Source organism: Streptomyces sp. WELS2 (genome assembly GCF_013870595.1).
Classification (GTDB): domain Bacteria; phylum Actinomycetota; class Actinomycetes; order Streptomycetales; family Streptomycetaceae; genus Streptomyces.
Genome location: NZ_JACBWZ010000048.1, coordinates 1 through 18,171, shown reverse-complemented (window position 1 = coordinate 18,171; position 18,171 = coordinate 1). Strand labels below are relative to the sequence as shown.

The following is an 18,171-nucleotide window of genomic DNA, read 5'->3' as shown; positions in this document are numbered from 1 at the left end:
GACGGCCCAGAACGCGGCGCGCCAGCCGAGCCGTTCGCCGATCAGGGTGGAGAGCGGAAGCCCGAGCAGGGTGCCGAGCATCAGCCCGTTCATGGCCACGGCGACGGCCCGGCCCCTGGTCTCCGGCCGGGTGAGCCGGGCGCACAGCGAGATGGCGACGCCGAAGAAGGCCTGGGAGGCGACGCCGGTCACGATGCGGGCGACGAGCATGGCGCCGTAGCCGGTCGCGGTGGCGGCGAGCACGTTGCCGGCCAGGAAGACGGCGAACAGCACCAGCAGGGCGGTGCGGGGCGGGAGTTTCATCACCGCCACGGTGAGCACGGGGCCGCCGAGGGCCATGGCGGCGGCGAACGCGGTGATGAGATAGCCGATCCGCGGAACGGTGGCATGCAGTCCGGCGGCCATCTGCGGCATCAGGCCGGCGACCGCGAACTCGCTGGTCACCATGGCGAAGATGCCGAGCGCCAGGACGTAGACGGCACGGGGCACGGCAGGGACTCCTTCGGGTTTGGACCCGCGCCGGTTCGGCGGCGGGTGGATCAGTTATGTACCGGCCTGTCCAAAACAGGGACGTGTGGATTCGCAGGGCAGGAGTTTTGGATGGATCAGTTCAAAAATCGGTCAGCGGCAAGGACCACGTCACGCCATCCCCGACCCGACAGCCGGGCGGGTCAGGCGGTCAGCGCATCGAGGGCGATCGCGGCGATGGCGTCCAGGGCGGCCCGGTCGGCCCCGCCCTGGGCGGAGACGCGCAGGCCGGCGATGGTGGCGTTGAGGAACCGGGCGAGGTCGCCCGCGTCCCGGGCGGAGGTGATGCTGCCGTCCCGCCGGCCCGCCTCGACGGCGGCACGCAGGGCGTCCAGCCGACGAGCCGTGTCGCGCTCCAGCATCCCGGCCGCGACGGCGTCACGCCCGGCGAGTTCGACGGTGGTGTTCACACCGAGACAGCCCAGGCTGCGACCGGTGGGCCGGTTCTCGGCGTCACCGTCGAGCACCCGCGCGATCAGGGCGCGGATCCGGTCGGCCCCACTGAGCGCCGGATCCTCCAGCACGGCCAGCTGCCCCGCGTTCATGGTGGTCAGATACCGGTGCAGCACACGCTGGAACAGGGCGCGCTTGCTCTTGAAGGTGTTGTAGATGCTGCTGCGCCCCAGTCCGGTGGCGGCGCACAGATCCTCGGTGGAGGTGGCCTCGTACCCCTTCCGCCAAAAGGTCCGCATCGCCGCGTCCAGAGCCTGCTCTTCGTCGAACGTCCTCGGTCGGGCCATACCCGGAGCCTACGGTTTTGGACCATCCATTGCAATACCGGCCCACTCTCCGGCGACTCCGAAAGGGGGTGGCCCGCTCGTCGCGACGCGAAGAAGCCGGCCGCTTCCAGCGCTGCCCGTATGGCCCTGTCATCCCTGGAGAAACAGAAAGACCCCAGATCGACTGGGGTCTTCCGCTGGTGTCCGAGGGGGGACTTGAACTCTCCACTCGGGCACCAGCCCATTAGTTAGCTGACCTGCGAGAACACGCCCCACGAGCCGCCTTCGAGGCCGTGGAGGTTGGTCATGCTCACCTGCTGTTTCTGCCCGTTCCTGGCCGCTGTTGGTCATGCGTTGGTCACGTGTCCAACCCGTTCAAGGACGATGCTCACTCAGTCCAGGGATGCCAACGCACCAGCTATCAGGGAACGCGCCGCAGCTCCCCGTGCGGCCCCCTGCGCCAGCCGCTCAAAGGCGCGGGCGTACAGCTCGACCTGGCTGGGCTGTGTGAGGGTGGAGGCAGCATCCAGCGTGTCCGCGTGCACCCTGGTGTCGTCGAAGATCGTGAAGGTCGGCATGGGCCATACAGTCCGTTGCTCGGAGAACGGCACGATGCCTACGGCGACATTTTGAAGATCCATTATGCCGAGCAGGTGGCCAAGCTGTGCCGCCATGGTCTCGGCGCTGCACAGCCGGTACCGCAACACCGCCTCTTCCAGAACGAACGAGAACCGCCGGGCGCCGTTGCTTAGCACCTGGTTACGCCTCATGCGGGCCGCGACCGCATCACTCACGTCGTCCGGCGTTCCCCGGAAGTCTGCGATGGAGGACAAGAGGGCAGTGGCGTATCCGGGTGTCTGAAGGAACCCAGGGATCACGTCAGAAACGTAGACGCGGAACATCTTTGTTTGTTGGTAGAGGTCGCCTGTGGACTCTTGCAGGCGACGGAGACCGCTCCGCTGAAGTCGCTTCCACTGCACATGAGCATCGGCGGACTGCCTGTTGGCAGCAATCAAGTCGGGGACCTGATCTTCAGCGGCACAGGCCCGGCACCAGGCTTTGATGTCTGAGTCAGAGGGAGGCGTCTTGGCGTTCTCGATCCTGGACGACTTCGACTCTGACCAACCGCACCTGACGGCCAGCTCCCGCCCGCTGATCCCGGCATCCTTCCGAATCTCACGGAGACGGCCGGCGAGGTGTTCGCGGGCCTTCTGGACGCTTGAGGAGGGATGCGGGGGCATGGAGCTGGCTTTCGTCAGATGTTGTACAGGTGGTGCGGGGTCGCTCGCTCCCAGACTGCTTCGAAGGCAGTGGAGCACAGCTTCACGGTCTCCGGGTCAGCCGTGATTTCGTCCTCGACCACCACGCCGTCACCAGAGAAGTGGTGCACCCGGAGCAGCGCGCCGTCGAACAGCCAGAAGTCATTTCCCGGCAGGGGGATGTCTGTGGCCCGTCGCCGTGGGAGCCACCGAACCTCCTCGCCCGCCGTGATGTTGGCGTGGGTGACGTAGTGCTCCCAGCGGATGTACTCCGATACGGGCTCGGAGACGACCCGAGCCCGGCGGACGGATACACCCCGGGCCACCGTATCCGCGATCAACTGGTCATAGGGATGCCACCAGGAATCGCGATCCTCCCAGTTGATTCGCTCACCCCGCTTCCACGCCTCGAACCGGTCCGTCGGGGCGTAACAGTCGCGCAGCTCCAGATGGACGGCTGACCGGTCACACTGGCCAAGCAGCTCAGCGAAGCTGGGCACGCTCGACGGCATCACACGCCTCCCTGATCATCGGGATCATCCGGGCCGGAATCCTGACGATCGCTTCACTGTCAGGCACCGGACCGTTCGCGGGGCTGCTCGCCTCGCACTCCGCCTGAGTCTCGGTGCTCGGCTTCCACCCCTGCAACAAGATCTCGTGAGCTTCCACGTCCGCCCACACGGTGGGGCAGTGGTCCCGGTCTGTGTCGGGGTCGATTCCAACAAACTCTACGGCCATATCTGGCTCCCTCGACTAGGTGCTTGCTCGGGCTTGCATCAGCTTGGTTGAACTGCGGATACACCGTCAATACTGCTGCCAGCCAGCAAAATTGGCGTGCAAGCTCATGCAAGTTCGTAGAGCCCCGGACGCGTCGCCTCCTAGCGTCCTCGCATCGCGCCAGATGAGCCGGGGAGGAAGCAATGTCACAGAAGCCGCAGGGCTACCACCTGGCCGAGCTACCGGCCGAGCCCTCCGCCGTGCCTGGCTGCTCGGACTGTCTGTCCCTCTCGGTCAGCAGAGAGAACGCCCGCTCCAGAGGCGACTACAGCGCCGTATCTGACGCGAACGTGGAGCTGCGTCAGCACCAGGAGAGGGCGCACTGATCATGAGCGGGAAGACCTACGCCCAGCTCGTGAGGGAGCGCCCCTTGATGACGCTTCGGGTATCGCATGACTCGGGTCAGACCTGGGGTTCCGAGCAGGCCGTATTTGCTACCGATGACCTCCCTCCTCTGATGACGAACGCGTGGCCTCCCTGCAAGTGCTGGCGCTGTACCGGCTCCGGCAAGCGCTCCAGGACCTGAAGCGTGCTCCATGCCTTGGACTCCCGCCCCGCGTGGGCGGCGGCGGTCAGCCATGACCGCGATTAGTTGAGCAGGAAGGTGCAGTGATGCAGAACGGAACCGACCTGTACGCGCTCGACATCAGCAGGGCCTCGTTCGTCCAGGCGTGCGGCGGCCCCTGTACGGAGGGGTGCGTGACCCTGGCCCGGATCGGCGAGGACGCCTGGGCCCTGGGTGACAGCAAGCGGCCGGAGGCGCAGCCGCTGCGGTTCACCACGGAGGAGCTGGACGCGGCCGGTATCGACCCGGCGCGCTTCGGCCTGAACATCTGATCCTCCCCCTCACGCCAGCCGGGCCGAGTCCATCCCCCGTCCCTGGGTTCGGCCCGGCTGGCACCACTCGAACGGGAACGACTGGTGCACCACCACGGCTACCTATGGTCCGGCCCAAAAGAGCGCTTCGACAATGAGGCCCTACGGCGCCCCCCACACCCTGAGCCTCCACCGGCTCCAGTGTCTGATGAGGACGTGAAGGCAGAGCAACTACTCAAGCGCTACCGGGAAGTGGTGGCCGAGTTTCCGACATCCGATCTGCCACCGATCGAAACGGCGTACTGGCTCATCAAGCCCCGTTCCTTAGTTCGTGGCACCTGGGATGAGGCGAAGGAAGCGGCAGCGTGGATCGGGGAACGGCTGGCCGAGTATGCGCCCCGGTTCGCCTCCGAGCGTGACCGGGACACCACCAGCCTGGCCCAACTGGTCAACTCCACGGCCGAGCGGCTGAAGTCCGGCACAGATGTGTCACTGGGCTTCTACCTCGAACGCCCTTCCTACCTATCCCTGGCAGTTGTGACGTGTTCCCCGAACCGCTCAATGCCCGAACTGGCCTGCCCGGTGAGGTAGTCGAAGCAACTAAGAAGCCCCGGCCTTGAGGCCGGGGCTCACTTTCGTTTGGTCAGAGCAACGCGAGGAACGGATTCGTACTACCGACGACTTCTGACCGCTTCAGTTCGGGCGCTGGCTGCGGAGCCTGCTTCGGTTCCGGGCGGTAAGCGTCCAGACGGACAACCCGTGCGCGGTTCTGCTCACGCTCCGGCTCGGCCGGCATCGGCTCCGCAACCGTTTCTGTCGACGCTCCGTTTTCGGAACCGTCACCGCGGACCGTGAAAACGGTGGCCGGCCGACCGGTCTTCCCCGACCGTTCCACGGTCACGACGATTCCGGGCAGTGCCTTCACTTCAGCCGCCGTTGCCCCGACGAATGGGAGCACCTGGGAGGAAGTGGCCCGCCCACCGTGCATCTCGATCCGGGCCCGTACCTTGTCCTCAAGGCTGAGCGGCTGCCGCTTCACCTTCGGGGAGGTCGCTCCCTTGGTGATCCGTACGGTGTCTTGCACCGACCGGCGAACCAAGCTGAACGCGGCCGACAGCATCTCTTCCGTGATCGTCTCCGCACACTCCGAGGCTGCCAGGCAGGCCGCAACTCGGAGCGTCTGTTCTGCCGTCCGCTCGATGAACACTGCCTGCCCTTCGGGCAGGGTCTCACCCAGGATGCGGGCGTACCGGCGAACCACCCGCCACAGCGGCCGGGCGTCTTCTGCAAGCGTGATCACACGCGGCCGGGCAGTCGCCCACCCGTAAGCGTCGGCCAGCTCCGGCCCGTCCACATCGGGCAGGGTCACCCGGTCGTCATCCAGCAGGGGCACGGACCCCAGCAGGAAGGGAAGGATGCGGTTGTACGAGCCTCCGGCCGCTTCCGATTCGCCCACGTACTTCGACCAGTCAGAGGGCGTCACATGACAGTGCAGAACCATGGCGGGGTCGCGTACTTCCTGCGCCTCATCCTTGGTCGTGTTGCGCAGCGCCGCCCCATCCCATGCGGTCCGCAGTTTGGTCGTGAACGACGCGTCCCGCTTCACCCTGCGGAGTACTTCCGACCACTCTTCCTCGCACACGAACGCCCTCACGTCCCGCCCGTGCTCGGTCTCGGCCGTAGCTTCCTGTTGCTCCCACAAGTGGTTCACCATGCTTGCTCCGGAAGTGATCCCGGATGTGGTGTGCGTGGATAGGAAGCGGCCCAGAGCCTTGTCCAGGACGTGATGAGCGGCCCGGAGCGCGGTTCCTTTACCGCGCCCTGTACCGGCCACCAGAGCGGACCACAACAGCACGGGCCGGGGGCCACGGGAGGACACCTTGACCGAGCCACCGATAGCGGCTGACCACATCGAAAGGGCGGCCACATACACCCCCAAGGGGTCCGCTTCAACGAACGGGGCGATTCTGCGAACCGCGCGACCGATGGGACCGTACAGAACGGGGGTGCTCATGCTGCCTCAATCTCGAACAGGGTTGGTTGGGTGGCCTTTGGCCGGGGAGGCCGGGCGTACTCGACGCCCGGCACAGCGGGGGCGACGGTTACGCCGCTGCCGCTTTTCCCTCGGATGAGTCCCGATGGGTCAGCTCGTAGGCGTGACGGACATGCATGGGGATGCGTCCGTTTGTGGGCACGGCGTAGCCGTTCTCTCGCGCCCATGCCCGGACAGCACGGTTGCGCTCTCGCTCGCTCATCCCGGAGCGGTCGACCTTGGCAGGCTCCGGAAGCGGGTCGCCACCGACCAACTCACCCGAGCGAACAGCCGACTTGAAGAGTCCCGGTTCCCGCACATCCATCACAGGGATGCCACGCTCGGAAGCGTCCCGCAGCTTGGTGGCGTTCCGGTCGCCCCCATCGCCCAGGATCAGGAGACAGGTCGTGGCGTCCGCTCGCCCAACTACCTCGTAGCCCATGCGGCGAACCGCTTCCCGTGCGTCCTCCCAGTCGTATCCCGGAACCTCACCAGCGATCATCACGGACGGAACCGGCTCGGGGTCGGACTCCACCACGGGAACCGCTTCCAACTCCGGCTCCGGCTCCGGCTCCGAGAGAGCTTCAACGACCGGCACGGACTCAGGCTCGGTCTGGACGGCCTCACGCTCAGACGGAGCGCCCAGAGCGTCACAGAGGTACCTGCCGAACGAAACATCGTGTTCAAGGCACAGGTGCCAGGTGTCCTTACCGAGTGTCAGTGATGAAGTGGCCTCAACCTCAGAACCGTCACGCGCAATGTGTGCATCGCAAAAGGTGTACTCAACCGGCACAAGCACCGTCTTACGCATAGCGCTGCATTCCTTCGTTAGTGCGGAAGTCTGAGTGAGGGTCCGGAGCGCTGCTCTACGGCTTCCCCGCTTGACCACCATTCTTCCGTACCTCTATCACGGAATGGTAACTAACGAATAACTGAAGCATTACTCAAATGTTTATGAATAACGGGGGTAATGCCTTTATTCATTACCTGCACCCCCACCGGGGGTGCGGTCCTCCGTATGTGTACGGGTTTCAAATTTTCGGACGCGGCTCTGTTCTGCAAACCAGGGTTCAAAATGGCGTCGGATACGGCCCCGAAAGGGGCACCAGGAGGACCAAAGAGGCGAAAATGAGAGACGTTGGTCACTTTTTTGAGGGCTGGTGTCCCGGAAACAGTAAAAGGACACCAGTAGGCACATTCGGCTGTCAGTTCTCATCACGGCAAGTCGGTGGCCGGCATCGCCTCTGATCCACAGAGAGTGAATAGGGTTGGGCCCCTGCGGCGTGCAGGGGCCCGAATCAATTGAAAGTCAGGAAGTGGGCCAGGTGACGGCAGCCTTGACGATTCCCTTGGTGGGCTTCGACTCATCAAAGGTGCTGTCGGCCTTCTTGGTGTCCAGCTCCGGGTACCGCACGATCTTCCCGCCATACAGGTGAAGGGTGTCGATGTAGTCAGCGCGGTACTTCTCCGACTGTCCCTCGCGGAAGCCGGTGAACTGGCTCGCGTAGGTGGCGAACTCAGAGTGACCCGCCACGATATCGACACCGGCAGGCATGGCCGTGGTCGTCAGGATGGTGAAGCCAGCAAGCCGAGCAACAACACCGTTGGCAGTCACGCCACGTTCGCCGTACGCGGCAGCGTTGGCCACGGCCGGATGCTCGATGAGGTATCGCTTCACGCGGGGCGAGACGACCACGTAACGGCCTGCCGGGATGTCGTTGTCATCCAGGGCCAGCATCATGTCCAGGATCGCGCTGTAGAGGCTCTGAGGGATGTTGGCAGCGGTCGGAGTGATGGCCGGAAGCGCCGTCGCCCCAGTGGCGATGATGTTGCCCATGAAGGTGTCAGCCTCACGGGCCAGGGCCCGGATCATCTGCTGGTTGATGGGCGAGTCAAGGCCCCCGGCAAGCTGAACCCGTTCCGCGTCCTCCACGAGAACCTGAAGGTACTTCGCCTCAGTAATGGTCAGCGCCTGGTCCACGGTTTCCGGCCGCTGGGCCGTCATCCCGTCAGCGATCGTGTAATCGCCCACGGTCGGCCGAAGAAGGCTGTTGATGTGGACGACATCGCCCTTCTGCCGAATCTCACCCTCATACTTGTTATTCGCTACAAACGGGGACGCCCAGACAAGAAGCGGATCGAACTGTGTAATGAGGTCGGCGTCGAAAATTTCCGGAATGAAGGTCGTGGTGCCGGGCTGCTGGTAGGCAAGAGTCATATCGAGTGCTCCTAGTTATCGCTTACGAACGTCGAGAGAAACGCGGCGGGGCTCAGACAATGGGCCACCGCTGCGGTTGGGGCCGCTGCCTGCAAGATGAGGGAACGCCGGATTCTTTGGCTTGAAAGGCGCCAGGGCCTTGTCCATAGCCTCGGCTGAAGGCTTGCCGTCTTCACCGAGCAGCTTCGAGCCGTCCAGGTATTCGGTGAACCCATCCGGGAGATTGATTCCGGCCTGAGCGGCATAGCCCTTGAGTTCAGCCCGTGCCAGCTTCCCGGAATACTCCCGCTCGACCTGGGCTCGGACAGGGTCGGAAGGGGCGGCCGGCATGGCCTTGGGAATCGGTTCTGTGTCGCTCATGCGACACCTCCTAACTAGGGATCGGATTTAAGCGACCCGGTCGGTCTCTGTCTCAGCCATGAGTGAGGTGAGAGAGGTTCGGAGATGCCTGGCGGCCAGTGCAAGGGTGCGGAGACTCGGGCACGTTTCGCCGGACTCCCAGCGGCGCACAGTGGACGGGGCTACGCGCATTCGCTCAGCCAGGGCCTCTACGGAAAGCCCTAGAGCCGCACGGCGGGCAGCGAAGAAGTGACGATCAAACATTGATGACTCCATTCCAGTCATGCAGGAATGCGCGACGGCAAGCATAAAGAAAACCCCGGCCAAGGTGGCCGGGGTCAATCAAGTCCCGTGAGATGGGCTCTCACTATTGATGTATGTGTCCTGTCGCGCAAATGCGCCCCGATGAGCAGTGAAGTGAGACGGACACCACAGGAGACCTGCTCTCACTAATGATGTCGGTGTCAACGTGTCCAGTCTGGGACGCCCGATTAGGCAAGTGGGACGCGAATCACATCACGTGTGTGTCAGCTCGCTCGCTACGGCAAGATCAGGCTGACGCCTCTTTGATCACCTTCACCAGCTCTGCGAGCTTGTCCGCCACGGAGTGAAGTTCCTTGGCACGAGCGGTATACACCTCGGCTCCAACATCACTCATCCCTGGCTCTTTGGCCTTCTCTTCCATCGCCTTGGCCTGATCGCGGAGGGTGCGCCCGATCGTCTGCTCAACGATGTAGGTGTAGCCACCCAGTTCGAGCAGCCCTTGATACGTCTCCAGGCCCTCAATCTTGATCTTGGTCATGTCCAGCCCCCCAGGCTCTCTTGGTGGGCTGCCTTCGCAGCCCGGCAGGTGCGTCCTGCCCAAGGACAGCGTAGGGATGCTTCGTCCGCCTACGCCGACGTAGCTCCACTTGCCTGGGCTGGTCCAGGACCTTTCAGGGTCCAAAGGAAGAAGCGTGTAACGAGAGAGGGCCCCGGCAGAGGGGCCCCTACTCACTACTACCTACGCTCTATGAGCTACGTACTATCAACTACTAACTAAGTCCCCGGTCCAACGGGAAAATGGGAGCACTACACGCCAAGGGCAGTCCGACAGACCACCGGGCCCCAGGGTGGTGCCGCGCTGAACGGGTCGGTGGGATCAGGGCAGTCCCCTCCCGGGTGGGCTGGACAGACCTCGACGCTTCCCGTCTCGGAGGGTTCAGCCGGCCGTGACGCTCCGTTTTTCGGCGCTGTCTTCTTCCTGGGCTTGCTCGGCATAGTGTCGGCCACGGTGATGACCTCAGCATCCACGGAGTTCGCTAGCGCAGGGTAGGTCTGCTCATCGTCCAGCAGCTCCAGGGGCACCGACAGGCGGAGCTTCGCCGCCCGCCCCTGCTTGCCCTGCTGGGTGAAGAACCCGAACCGCGTCAGCACCTCCCGGCACCTCTTCCCAGGGTGATCGTTCGTGTTGTAGCCCAGCTCATCCGCGATCGTCGTATCCCCGGTGAACATCAGGCCGGTACGGCCGTTCGTATGCCGAAGCTGGGCCAGGGCCCACAGCAGATGTTCACGCCCGAACTCGGGTGCTTCTCGGGCCAGTAGTCCACCCGGCCCGAAGGCATCGAACAGGGATCGGGTCCACTCAGTCTTCACGTCATGGGTCGCAGCGACCTGGCGGCGCGGATAGACCTCGGTCACTCCGCCCCCTGCTCATCCAGCCAGCGGTCCAGGTCCGCAGGACGGCACCGGAGCGACTGACCCACCTTGCGGAACGGGATCTGTTCGGCCTTCCAGTTCCCGTACACCCAAGAACGGGGCTTGCTCAGGTAGGCGGCGACATCGTCCACGGTCATCAGCTTGTGCTGCATAGCCCTCCCCTTGTTCCGAGCGGCGGCTGTCCGCCTCCCTCACCTTCAGTTTGGACCATGCCGAACCAGTTGCGTGCAGTTCGGAGTGGTGGTGATCCTCACATGTCCGAACCTGCTGCCATAGGTTCGGTTTCTGCTATGGTCAGTCTTGTGAACACACCAACACCACACGACGCGGGCCCGGAGTGGCAGCGCGAAGGGACAGAGATCGTCTGGCGTGAGGTCCACGGACCTTGGCTGGTCGAAGCGCGCTGTCCCGTCGCCGCCCCCTTCACGGGGCCGTCCCAGTTGACGATCCGGCTCAACATCGGCGGACCGGACGAGAACGAGATCGTCCGGCTCATGGATCAGGCTCTGGAGACCGACGGCATCCCCGCCACCTTGCTGCGACAGATCCCGCTGGCGGAGATCAAGGCGGGAGCCCGTGCGGCGCTTGCCCAGCAGGAAGACAGGGCGATGAACGACCCGTACCCCGTTCCGGCTCGCTGCCGGACCGAGGAGGACTACACGCTTCTCGTCGCGGAGCTGGTCCGGATGCGTGCGACCGGTACGACCGCGCCCCAGCGGGAGCTGGCCGGCCGTCTGGGCATCGGCAAGGCCACCATGTCCGAGCGCATCAAACGATCTAAGGAACTCGGGCTGTGGGACGGCCAGAAGCTCACAGAAAAGGCGTCCTCGATCCTCACCCAGTGGCACCAGGACCAGGAAGGCGACTGACACCTTGGCAAAGCGCGGTAACGGGCTCGGGGGGACTCCGGTGGAGATCCCGCGCAAGGGCAGCCCGAACACCTGGGGTGTGCGCACCCCGCTCCACTTCGACAAGGCGCAGGGCAAGAAGATCCGTTACTGGATCGGTCGGGACTACCCGACCAAGACCGCAGCAGAGAAGGCGCTGCGGGACTGGCACAGCAACTATGAGGCGGGCAAGATCGCGGCCCGCTCAGACATGAAGCTGGGTGACTGGCTCGACAAGTGGCTGGCGAACCATCGGAAGGAGGGAACGACCGTGGCCGGGTACGAGACGAAGATCCGTCTGCACATCAAGCCCCACATCGGCGGCGTGAAGCTGTGCGAAGTCACCGATGACACGCTTGATGATCTGTACCGGCTGCTGGAGACGGCCCCGTGTCCGACCAACAAGGGCAAGCCGCTCGGGGCGAAGAGTGTCCGGCACGTGCACAACATCCTGTCCGGCGCGCTCGGGGCTGCTGTGCCCAAGCTGATCCCGGCCAACCCGGCAGCGACGGCCCACCCGCCCACGGCCCGGCAGATACGGGCCCAGGAGCAGAGGTACCCGACCCTGGACGACGGCCAGACGGCCCGCTTCCTGGAAAGCGTGTGGCAGCCGTGCGGGAACCGGGCCTGTGACAGCGGCCTGACTCATCACTGTCTTCGGGATGCTCCGCTGTGGACCGTCTACGCCGCAACCGGCGTGCGGCGCAGTGAGGCTCTGGGGATGAAGTGGTCTCTGATCCACTGGGATGAGGGGGCCATCGAACTGGGCTGGGTCGTGGTCGAGGAAGGCAATACCTACCGGCTGCGGAAGCTGACCAAGGACGGCGACGACAACGCGGTGATCTATGTGGATCAGTCCGTGATCAATGTTCTGAAGTGGCAGAAGCAGCGCCAGGACGCCGAGAGGGCGCGTCTTGGCTCAGCCTGGGTGGATCACGACCTGGTGTTTGCTCGGGACAGCTTCAAGCTCTACCGGGGCGAGGCGGGCGGCCCGCAGGACCCGGAGAAGGTCTCGGCTCGGTGGCGCACTCTCCGGAACCGTCTGCACCTGCCGGAGGACTTCCGTATCCACGACTGGAGGCACAGCAAGGTCACGAACGATCTGGAGGCCGGGGAGAATCCCGTAGAGGTCTCCGCGAACGTCCGGCACCACTCGCCGGGCTACACCATGGCCAAGTACGGCCACTCTCGTAAGGACGGAGCGCGGAAGCTCGCCGCCTCCGGTGCTGGCCGACTCGGCCTGTCATCCCTGGTCTGACCTGGGAAGTCTCCAGGCTGTTGGTCACGTGGTTGGTCACGCCACAGTCAGAGAAACAGAAAAACCCCAGGTGAACTGGGGTTTCTGCTGGTGTCCGAGGGGGGACTTGAACCCCCACGCCCGATAAAGGGCACTAGCACCTCAAGCTAGCGCGTCTGCCATTCCGCCACCCGGACCAGGTGCCTGCCGCCTTGCGGGGCGTGTTCCCCGCGGCGACATGGACAACAATACCAAGGTTTCGGAGTGCGTTTCACCTGCGCATCCGTCGCCGGGCCACGGCCGCGGACGCCCCCACCTGCACGGCAGACCCATCATGCACGCGCAGCAACGACCCCGCCACAAAGAGCGACGGACCGGAATGCGTCGCGCGCCGTGGCCGAAAGTGTCCGCACCCCCCTGGACACCGTTCCCCGGATGAGGGATAACCGAGTCCATACAGTATTCGTCGACTGTATGCAATGTGCTGTATGCAATGCCACGCAGTTGTCCGCACCGCTCGGCAAGGGAGAGGACCTCGCCATGCCCCACACCCCCGGCGGCACCCCCGACGGCACCCAGGACGCCCACCCCGGCCAGGGCCTGATCTCCGGCGGTCACCTCGTCGCCAAGGCGCTGAAGGCCGAAGGGGTCGACCGCGTCTACACCCTGTGCGGCGGCCACATCATCGACATTTACGACGGCTGCGTGGACGAGGGGATCGAGGTCGTCGACGTACGTCACGAGCAGGTCGCCGCGCACGCCGCCGACGGGTACGCCCGGATCACCGGCAAACCGGGCTGCGCGGTGGTCACCGCCGGCCCCGGCACGACCGACGCGGTCACCGGCGTCGCCAACGCCTTCCGCGCGGAGTCCCCGATGCTGCTCATCGGCGGCCAGGGCGCGCTCGGCCAGCACAAGATGGGATCCCTCCAGGACCTGCCGCACGTCGACATGATGACGCCGATCACCAAGTTCGCGGCGACCGTGCCGGACACCGCCCGCGCCGCGGACATGGTGTCGATGGCCTTCCGCGAGTGCTACCACGGCGCTCCCGGCCCCTCCTTCCTGGAGATCCCCCGGGACGTCCTGGACGCCAAGGTGCCGCGCGAGAGGGCCCGGGTGCCACGGGCCGGCGCCTACCGTGCCTCGACCCGCTCGGCCGGCGACCCCGAGGCGGTCGAGCGGCTCGCCGACTTGCTGGTGCACGCCCGGAAACCCGCCATCCTGCTGGGCGGCCAGGTGTGGACGACGCGCGGCACCGGGGCCGCCGTCGAGCTGGTGCGCGCCCTGAACATCCCGGCGTACATGAACGGCGCCGGACGCGGCACCCTGCCGCCCGGGGACCCGCACCACTTCCAGCTCTCCCGCCGGTACGCCTTCTCGCACGCCGACGTCATCGTGGTCGTCGGCACCCCGTTCGACTTCCGCATGGGCTACGGCAGGCGCCTCTCCCCCACCGCCACGGTCGTGCAGATCGACCTCGACTACCGGACGGTGGGCAAGAACCGCGACATCGGCCTCGGGATCGTCGGCGACGCCGGACTGGTGCTGAAGGCCGTCGCCCAGGCCGCCTCCGGACGGACCGACGGCGGGGCGGTGCGGCGCAAGGAGTGGCTGGACGAGCTGCGCGCCGTCGAACAGGCGGCCCTCGACAAGCGGCTGCCGCAGCTCAGGTCGGACGCCTCCCCCATCCACCCGTACCGGCTGGTCAGCGAGATCAACGACTTCCTCACCGAGGACTCGGTCTACATCGGCGACGGCGGCGACATCGTCACCTTCTCCGGGCAGGTCGTCCAGCCCAAGTCGCCCGGCCACTGGATGGACCCGGGCCCGCTCGGCACCCTCGGCGTCGGCATCCCCTTCGTGCTCGCGGCCAAGCAGGCCCGCCCGGACAAGGAGGTGGTCGCCCTCTTCGGTGACGGCGCGTTCTCGCTGACCGGCTGGGACTTCGAGACCCTCGTCCGCTACGACCTCCCCTTCGTCGGCATCGTCGGCAACAACTCCTCCATGAACCAGATCCGTTACGGCCAGGCCGCCAAGTACGGCAAGGACCGCGAGCGGGTCGGCAACACCCTCGGCGACGTGCCGTACGACAAGTTCGCGCGGATCCTGGGCGGTTACGGCGAGGAGGTCCGCGACCCGGCGGACATCGGCCCCGCCCTGCGCCGGGCCCGCGAGTCCGGCAAGCCGTCGCTGATCAACGTCTGGGTCGACCCGGACGCGTACGCCCCCGGAACCATGAACCAGACGATGTACAAGTGAGGTGGACGCCCATGACCGCCAAGGCACTCGAGGGCATTCGCGTCCTCGACATGACACACGTCCAGTCCGGGCCGTCCGCCACCCAGCTGCTCGCCTGGCTCGGCGCGGACGTCGTCAAGCTGGAGGCGCCGACCGGTGACATCACCCGCAGGCAGCTGCGGGACCTGCCGGACGTCGACTCCCTGTACTTCACGATGCTCAACTGCAACAAGCGCAGCATCACCCTGAACACCAAGACCGAGCGCGGCAAGGAGATCCTCACCGAGCTGATCCGCCGCTCGGACGTCATGGTCGAGAACTTCGGGCCGGGCGCGGTCGACCGGATGGGCTTCACCTGGGAACGCGTCCAGGAGATCAACCCGCGGATCGTCTACGCCTCCATCAAGGGGTTCGGGGACGGCCCGTACACCCGGTTCAAGGCCTACGAGGTCGTCGCGCAGGCCATGGGCGGGTCGATGGCGACCACCGGTTTCGAGGACGGGCCGCCGCTGGCGACGGGGGCCCAGATCGGGGACTCGGGGACGGGGGTGCACGCCGTGGCCGGGATCCTCGCGGCCCTGTTCCAGCGGGAGCGGACCGGGCGCGGGCAGCGGGTCAACGTGGCCATGCAGCACGCCGTGCTCAACCTGTGCCGGGTGAAGCTGCGCGACCAGCAGCGGCTGGCCCACGGGCCGCTCGCCGAGTACCCCAACGAGGACTTCGGCGAGGAGGTCCCCCGCTCGGGGAACGCCTCCGGCGGCGGTCAGCCGGGCTGGGCGGTCAAGTGCGCGCCGGGCGGCCCGAACGACTACGTGTACGTCATCGTCCAGCCGGTCGGCTGGCGGCCGATCACCGGACTCATCGGCAGGCCGGAGCTCGCCGACGACCCCGAGTGGGCCACGCCCGAGGCCCGGCTGCCGAAGCTGAACAAGATGTTCCAGCTGATCGAGGAGTGGTCGGCCACGCTGCCCAAGTGGGAGGTGCTGGAGCGGCTGACCGCGCACGACGTCCCGTGCGGCCCGATCCTGTCCACCAAGGAGATCATCGAGGACGCCTCGCTGGCCGCCGACGGCATGGTGGTCCGCGTCCCGCATCCCGAGCGCGGCGAGTTCGTCACCGTCGGCAGCCCGATCAAGCTCTCCGACTCCTCCGTGGAGGTGACCTCCTCGCCCCTGCTCGGCGAGCACAACGAAGCGGTCTACGCCGGTGAACTGGGCCTCACGGAGGAAGAGCTGGGCCTGCTGAAGTCGGACGGGGTGATCTGAGTGCCGGACGAGGACCGGACGGACCGGGTGCGGGCGCTGCTGGAATCGGTGCGGGCCGAGGGCCGTACCGCGCTGACCGCGCCCGAGGGCAGAGTGGTCGCCGAGGCCTACGGGATCGCCGTACCCGGCGAGGAACTGGCCAGGGACGTGGACGAGGCGGTGGCCGCGGCGGCGCGGCTGGGCGGGCCGGTGGTGCTGAAGATCGTCTCGCCGGACATACTGCACAAGACCGAGGCCGGCGGGGTCGTCGTGGGAGTGCGGGGGGCGGACCGGGTGCGGGCCGCGTTCCACGAGATCGTCGGCAACGCGCGCGCCCACGACGCCGGGGCCCGTATCGAGGGTGTGCTGGTACAGGAGTTGCTGCCGGCGGGCCAGGAGGTCATCGTCGGCGCGGTCACCGATCCGGCCTTCGGGAAGGTGGTGGCGTTCGGGCTGGGCGGGGTGCTGGTGGAGGTGCTGAAGGACGTGACGTTCCGCCTCGCTCCCGTCTCCGCCGGCGAGGCGCTGTCGATGCTCGACTCCATCCGGGCGGCACCGGTCCTGCGCGGGGTCCGCGGCCGGGCCGGGGTGGACCGGTGGGCGCTGGCCGAGCAGATCCGGCGGGTGTCCCGACTGGTCGCGGACTTTCCCGAGATCGGGGAGGTGGACCTCAATCCGGTGATCGCCACGGACCGGGGCGCGGTCGCCGCCGACATCCGCATCCTCCTCGCCGAGCGGCGGCCGGAACCCCGGCGGACGTACGGCCGTGACGAGATCCTCGCCTCCATGCGCCGGCTGATGCGGCCGAACGCGGTGGCGGTGATCGGTGCCTCCAACGAGCCGGGGAAGATCGGCAATTCGGTGCTGCGCAACCTCGTCGACGGCGGGTTCGCCGGTGACATCCACCCGGTCAATCCCCGGGCCGACGACATCCTGGGCCGCAAGGCGTACAAGAGCGTCGCCGACGTGCCCGGCGAGGTGGACGTGGCCGTCTTCGCCATCCCCGCCCGGTTCGTGGCCGCGGCGCTGGAGGAGGTGGGGCGCAAGGGCATCCCCAACGCCGTGCTCATCCCGTCGGGATTCGCGGAGACCGGCGAGCACGCGCTCCAGGCGGAGCTGGTGGAGATCGCCGAGCGGTACGGCGTGCGTCTGCTGGGCCCGAACATCTACGGCTACTACTCCACCTGGCAGGACCTGTGCGCCACGTTCTGCACGCCGTACGACGTCAAGGGCCCGGTGGCGCTGACCTCGCAGTCCGGTGGCATCGGCATGGCCGTCCTCGGCTTCGCGCGCACCACACGGACGGGTGTGTCGGCGATCGTCGGCCTCGGCAACAAGGCGGACCTGGACGAGGACGACCTGCTGACCTGGTTCGGCGAGGATCCGCACACCGAGTGCGTCGCCATGCACCTGGAAGACCTCAAGGACGGGCGGGCGTTCGTGGCGGCGGCCCGCGAGGTCGTGCCGAAGAAGCCGGTGGTGGTGCTGAAGGCGGGGCGTACGGCGGCGGGCGCGCGGGCGGCCGGCTCGCACACCGGGGCGCTGGCGGGCGACGACGCGGTCTACGACGACATCCTCCGGCAGGCCGGGGTGATCCGGGCGCCGGGTCTGAACGACCTGCTGGAGTACGCGCGCGCGTTGCCGGTCCTGCCCACCCCGCGAGGCGACAACGTCGTCATCATCACCGGCGCGGGCGGCAGCGGGGTGCTGCTGTCGGACGCGGTCACGGACAACGGGCTGTCGCTGATGGAGATCCCGCCCGATCTGGACGAGGCGTTCCGCCGGTTCATCCCGCCGTTCGGCGCGGCCGGCAACCCGGTCGACATCACCGGGGGCGAGCCGCCGGCGACGTACGAGGCGACGATCCGGCTGGGGCTCGCGGACCCGCGGGTGCACGCGCTGGTGCTGGGCTACTGGCACACCATCGTCACCCCGCCGATGGTGTTCGCCGAGCTGACCGCCCGGGTGGTGGCCGAGTTCCGCGAACGCGGCGTCGAGAAGCCGGTGGTGGCCTCCCTCGCCGGTGACGTGGAGGTCGAGGAGGCCTGCCGGTACCTGTTCGAGCGGGGGGTCGTGGCGTATCCGTACACGACCGAGAAGCCGGTGGCCGTGCTCGGCGCCAAGTACCGGTGGGCGCGGGCGGCCGGTCTGCTGCGGGAGGGTGCATGAGGTGACC

General features: G+C 66.6%; 21 protein-coding genes and 1 tRNA gene. 8 read left to right on the top strand and 14 right to left on the bottom strand.

Annotated features, from left to right (window positions below; genetic code table 11):
* From H5J33_RS05445 to H5J33_RS37195, 5 genes are all read right to left on the bottom strand, one after another.
* Nucleotides 1-489, bottom strand: a 489-nt coding sequence (locus H5J33_RS05445; protein WP_181793625.1) for an MFS transporter, incomplete at its 3' end; no start/stop codon positions are given.
* Nucleotides 490-671: 182 nt separating this feature from the next.
* Nucleotides 672-1,268 carry a TetR/AcrR family transcriptional regulator gene (locus H5J33_RS05440; RefSeq protein WP_181793624.1) on the bottom strand — a complete coding sequence of 199 codons (597 nt, stop codon included), beginning with the start codon at nucleotides 1,266-1,268 and terminating at the stop codon, nucleotides 672-674.
* 371 nt (nucleotides 1,269-1,639) lie between these two features.
* The gene (locus tag H5J33_RS05435) at nucleotides 1,640-2,488 is read right to left on the bottom strand and encodes a helix-turn-helix transcriptional regulator (protein ID WP_181793623.1); all 849 of its coding nucleotides are present in this window, start codon (nucleotides 2,486-2,488) and stop codon (nucleotides 1,640-1,642) included.
* A gap of 14 nt (nucleotides 2,489-2,502) precedes the next feature.
* Nucleotides 2,503-3,018: a DUF6879 family protein gene (locus tag H5J33_RS05430; RefSeq protein ID WP_181793622.1), complete on the bottom strand. Its 516-nt coding sequence runs from the start codon at nucleotides 3,016-3,018 to the stop codon at nucleotides 2,503-2,505.
* Nucleotides 2,990-3,244, bottom strand: a complete 255-nt coding sequence (locus H5J33_RS37195) for a hypothetical protein (RefSeq protein WP_258564895.1) — start codon at nucleotides 3,242-3,244, stop codon at nucleotides 2,990-2,992. The genes H5J33_RS05430 and H5J33_RS37195 overlap by 29 nt, the downstream gene beginning before the upstream one ends.
* A gap of 182 nt (nucleotides 3,245-3,426) precedes the next feature.
* Here H5J33_RS37195 and H5J33_RS05425 point away from each other — a divergent pair, with 182 nt between their 5' ends.
* The 3 genes from H5J33_RS05425 (at nucleotide 3,427) to H5J33_RS05415 (ending at nucleotide 4,690) form a co-directional block, all read left to right on the top strand.
* Nucleotides 3,427-3,609: a hypothetical protein gene (locus tag H5J33_RS05425; protein WP_181793627.1), complete on the top strand. Its 183-nt coding sequence runs from the start codon at nucleotides 3,427-3,429 to the stop codon at nucleotides 3,607-3,609.
* 286 nt (nucleotides 3,610-3,895) lie between these two features.
* Nucleotides 3,896-4,120 (top strand): DUF397 domain-containing protein, encoded by a 225-nt coding sequence (locus tag H5J33_RS05420; protein WP_181793621.1) that lies wholly within the window; start codon nucleotides 3,896-3,898, stop codon nucleotides 4,118-4,120.
* Between the two features lie 84 nt (nucleotides 4,121-4,204).
* Nucleotides 4,205-4,690: a hypothetical protein gene (locus H5J33_RS05415; RefSeq protein ID WP_181793620.1), complete on the top strand. Its 486-nt coding sequence runs from the start codon at nucleotides 4,205-4,207 to the stop codon at nucleotides 4,688-4,690.
* 52 nt (nucleotides 4,691-4,742) lie between these two features.
* On the opposite strand, the gene H5J33_RS05410 is transcribed toward H5J33_RS05415, so the two are convergent.
* From H5J33_RS05410 to H5J33_RS05375, 8 genes are all read right to left on the bottom strand, one after another.
* Nucleotides 4,743-5,813, bottom strand: a complete 1,071-nt coding sequence (locus H5J33_RS05410) for a YfjI family protein (protein WP_258564894.1) — start codon at nucleotides 5,811-5,813, stop codon at nucleotides 4,743-4,745.
* A 388-nt stretch (nucleotides 5,814-6,201) separates the two neighbouring features.
* Nucleotides 6,202-6,942, bottom strand: coding sequence for a histone-like nucleoid-structuring protein Lsr2 (locus H5J33_RS05405; RefSeq protein WP_181793618.1), 741 nt, complete (start codon nucleotides 6,940-6,942; stop codon nucleotides 6,202-6,204).
* A 498-nt stretch (nucleotides 6,943-7,440) separates the two neighbouring features.
* Nucleotides 7,441-8,349 carry a hypothetical protein gene (locus tag H5J33_RS05400; protein WP_181793617.1) on the bottom strand — a complete coding sequence of 303 codons (909 nt, stop codon included), beginning with the start codon at nucleotides 8,347-8,349 and terminating at the stop codon, nucleotides 7,441-7,443.
* 15 nt (nucleotides 8,350-8,364) lie between these two features.
* Entirely contained in the window at nucleotides 8,365-8,709 is a 345-nt protein-coding gene (locus H5J33_RS05395) for a hypothetical protein (protein ID WP_181793616.1), read from the bottom strand.
* A gap of 27 nt (nucleotides 8,710-8,736) precedes the next feature.
* Nucleotides 8,737-8,952: a helix-turn-helix transcriptional regulator gene (locus H5J33_RS05390; protein ID WP_181793615.1), complete on the bottom strand. Its 216-nt coding sequence runs from the start codon at nucleotides 8,950-8,952 to the stop codon at nucleotides 8,737-8,739.
* A 286-nt stretch (nucleotides 8,953-9,238) separates the two neighbouring features.
* Nucleotides 9,239-9,490, bottom strand: a complete 252-nt coding sequence (locus tag H5J33_RS05385) for a hypothetical protein (protein ID WP_181793614.1) — start codon at nucleotides 9,488-9,490, stop codon at nucleotides 9,239-9,241.
* 269 nt (nucleotides 9,491-9,759) lie between these two features.
* Complete coding sequence (locus H5J33_RS05380; protein WP_181793613.1) at nucleotides 9,760-10,368, bottom strand: hypothetical protein; 609 nt, start codon at nucleotides 10,366-10,368, stop codon at nucleotides 9,760-9,762.
* On the bottom strand, nucleotides 10,365-10,538 hold the full coding sequence (locus H5J33_RS05375) for a helix-turn-helix domain-containing protein (RefSeq protein WP_258564893.1): 174 nt from the start codon (nucleotides 10,536-10,538) through the stop codon (nucleotides 10,365-10,367). The genes H5J33_RS05380 and H5J33_RS05375 overlap by 4 nt, the downstream gene beginning before the upstream one ends.
* Nucleotides 10,539-10,688: 150 nt before the next feature.
* On the opposite strand from H5J33_RS05375, the gene H5J33_RS05370 reads away from it, so the two are divergent.
* Both H5J33_RS05370 and H5J33_RS05365 read left to right on the top strand, forming a co-directional pair.
* Nucleotides 10,689-11,255 (top strand): hypothetical protein, encoded by a 567-nt coding sequence (locus H5J33_RS05370; protein WP_181793612.1) that lies wholly within the window; start codon nucleotides 10,689-10,691, stop codon nucleotides 11,253-11,255.
* Between the two features lie 40 nt (nucleotides 11,256-11,295).
* The gene (locus H5J33_RS05365) at nucleotides 11,296-12,531 is read left to right on the top strand and encodes a tyrosine-type recombinase/integrase (RefSeq protein ID WP_181793611.1); all 1,236 of its coding nucleotides are present in this window, start codon (nucleotides 11,296-11,298) and stop codon (nucleotides 12,529-12,531) included.
* Nucleotides 12,532-12,619: 88 nt separating this feature from the next.
* On the opposite strand, the gene H5J33_RS05360 is transcribed toward H5J33_RS05365, so the two are convergent.
* Nucleotides 12,620-12,707, bottom strand: a tRNA-Leu gene (locus tag H5J33_RS05360).
* A 343-nt stretch (nucleotides 12,708-13,050) separates the two neighbouring features.
* Here H5J33_RS05360 and H5J33_RS05355 point away from each other — a divergent pair.
* Genes H5J33_RS05355 through H5J33_RS05345 form a run of 3 tightly spaced genes read left to right on the top strand, consistent with a single transcriptional unit; the run spans nucleotide 13,051 to nucleotide 18,164 of the window.
* Complete coding sequence (locus H5J33_RS05355; RefSeq protein ID WP_181793610.1) at nucleotides 13,051-14,772, top strand: thiamine pyrophosphate-binding protein; 1,722 nt, start codon at nucleotides 13,051-13,053, stop codon at nucleotides 14,770-14,772.
* 11 nt (nucleotides 14,773-14,783) lie between these two features.
* Nucleotides 14,784-16,016, top strand: coding sequence for a formyl-CoA transferase (gene frc, locus H5J33_RS05350; protein WP_181793609.1), 1,233 nt, complete (start codon nucleotides 14,784-14,786; stop codon nucleotides 16,014-16,016).
* Nucleotides 16,017-18,164 (top strand): acetate--CoA ligase family protein, encoded by a 2,148-nt coding sequence (locus H5J33_RS05345; protein WP_181793608.1) that lies wholly within the window; start codon nucleotides 16,017-16,019, stop codon nucleotides 18,162-18,164.
* Nucleotides 18,165-18,171: the final 7 nt, after the last annotated feature.

Bases quoted from the DNA above. Each gene is read 5' to 3' on its own strand.
- H5J33_RS37195 (WP_258564895.1), bottom strand. From the start codon at position 3,244: ATGGCCGTAGAGTTTGTTGGAATCGACCCCGACACAGACCGGGACCAC.
- H5J33_RS05385 (WP_181793614.1), bottom strand. From the start codon at position 9,490: ATGACCAAGATCAAGATTGAGGGCCTGGAGACGTATCAAGGGCTGCTC.
- H5J33_RS05400 (WP_181793617.1), bottom strand. From the start codon at position 8,349: ATGACTCTTGCCTACCAGCAGCCCGGCACCACGACCTTCATTCCGGAA.
- H5J33_RS05375 (WP_258564893.1), bottom strand. From the start codon at position 10,538: ATGCAGCACAAGCTGATGACCGTGGACGATGTCGCCGCCTACCTGAGC.
- H5J33_RS05425 (WP_181793627.1), top strand. From the start codon at position 3,427: ATGTCACAGAAGCCGCAGGGCTACCACCTGGCCGAGCTACCGGCCGAG.
- H5J33_RS05410 (WP_258564894.1), bottom strand. From the start codon at position 5,813: ATGGTGAACCACTTGTGGGAGCAACAGGAAGCTACGGCCGAGACCGAG.
- H5J33_RS05355 (WP_181793610.1), top strand. From the start codon at position 13,051: ATGCCCCACACCCCCGGCGGCACCCCCGACGGCACCCAGGACGCCCAC.
- H5J33_RS05440 (WP_181793624.1), bottom strand. From the start codon at position 1,268: ATGGCCCGACCGAGGACGTTCGACGAAGAGCAGGCTCTGGACGCGGCG.
- frc (WP_181793609.1), top strand. From the start codon at position 14,784: ATGACCGCCAAGGCACTCGAGGGCATTCGCGTCCTCGACATGACACAC.
- H5J33_RS05430 (WP_181793622.1), bottom strand. From the start codon at position 3,018: ATGCCGTCGAGCGTGCCCAGCTTCGCTGAGCTGCTTGGCCAGTGTGAC.
- H5J33_RS05390 (WP_181793615.1), bottom strand. From the start codon at position 8,952: ATGTTTGATCGTCACTTCTTCGCTGCCCGCCGTGCGGCTCTAGGGCTT.
- H5J33_RS05395 (WP_181793616.1), bottom strand. From the start codon at position 8,709: ATGAGCGACACAGAACCGATTCCCAAGGCCATGCCGGCCGCCCCTTCC.
- H5J33_RS05405 (WP_181793618.1), bottom strand. From the start codon at position 6,942: ATGCGTAAGACGGTGCTTGTGCCGGTTGAGTACACCTTTTGCGATGCA.
- H5J33_RS05435 (WP_181793623.1), bottom strand. From the start codon at position 2,488: ATGCCCCCGCATCCCTCCTCAAGCGTCCAGAAGGCCCGCGAACACCTC.
- H5J33_RS05420 (WP_181793621.1), top strand. From the start codon at position 3,896: ATGCAGAACGGAACCGACCTGTACGCGCTCGACATCAGCAGGGCCTCG.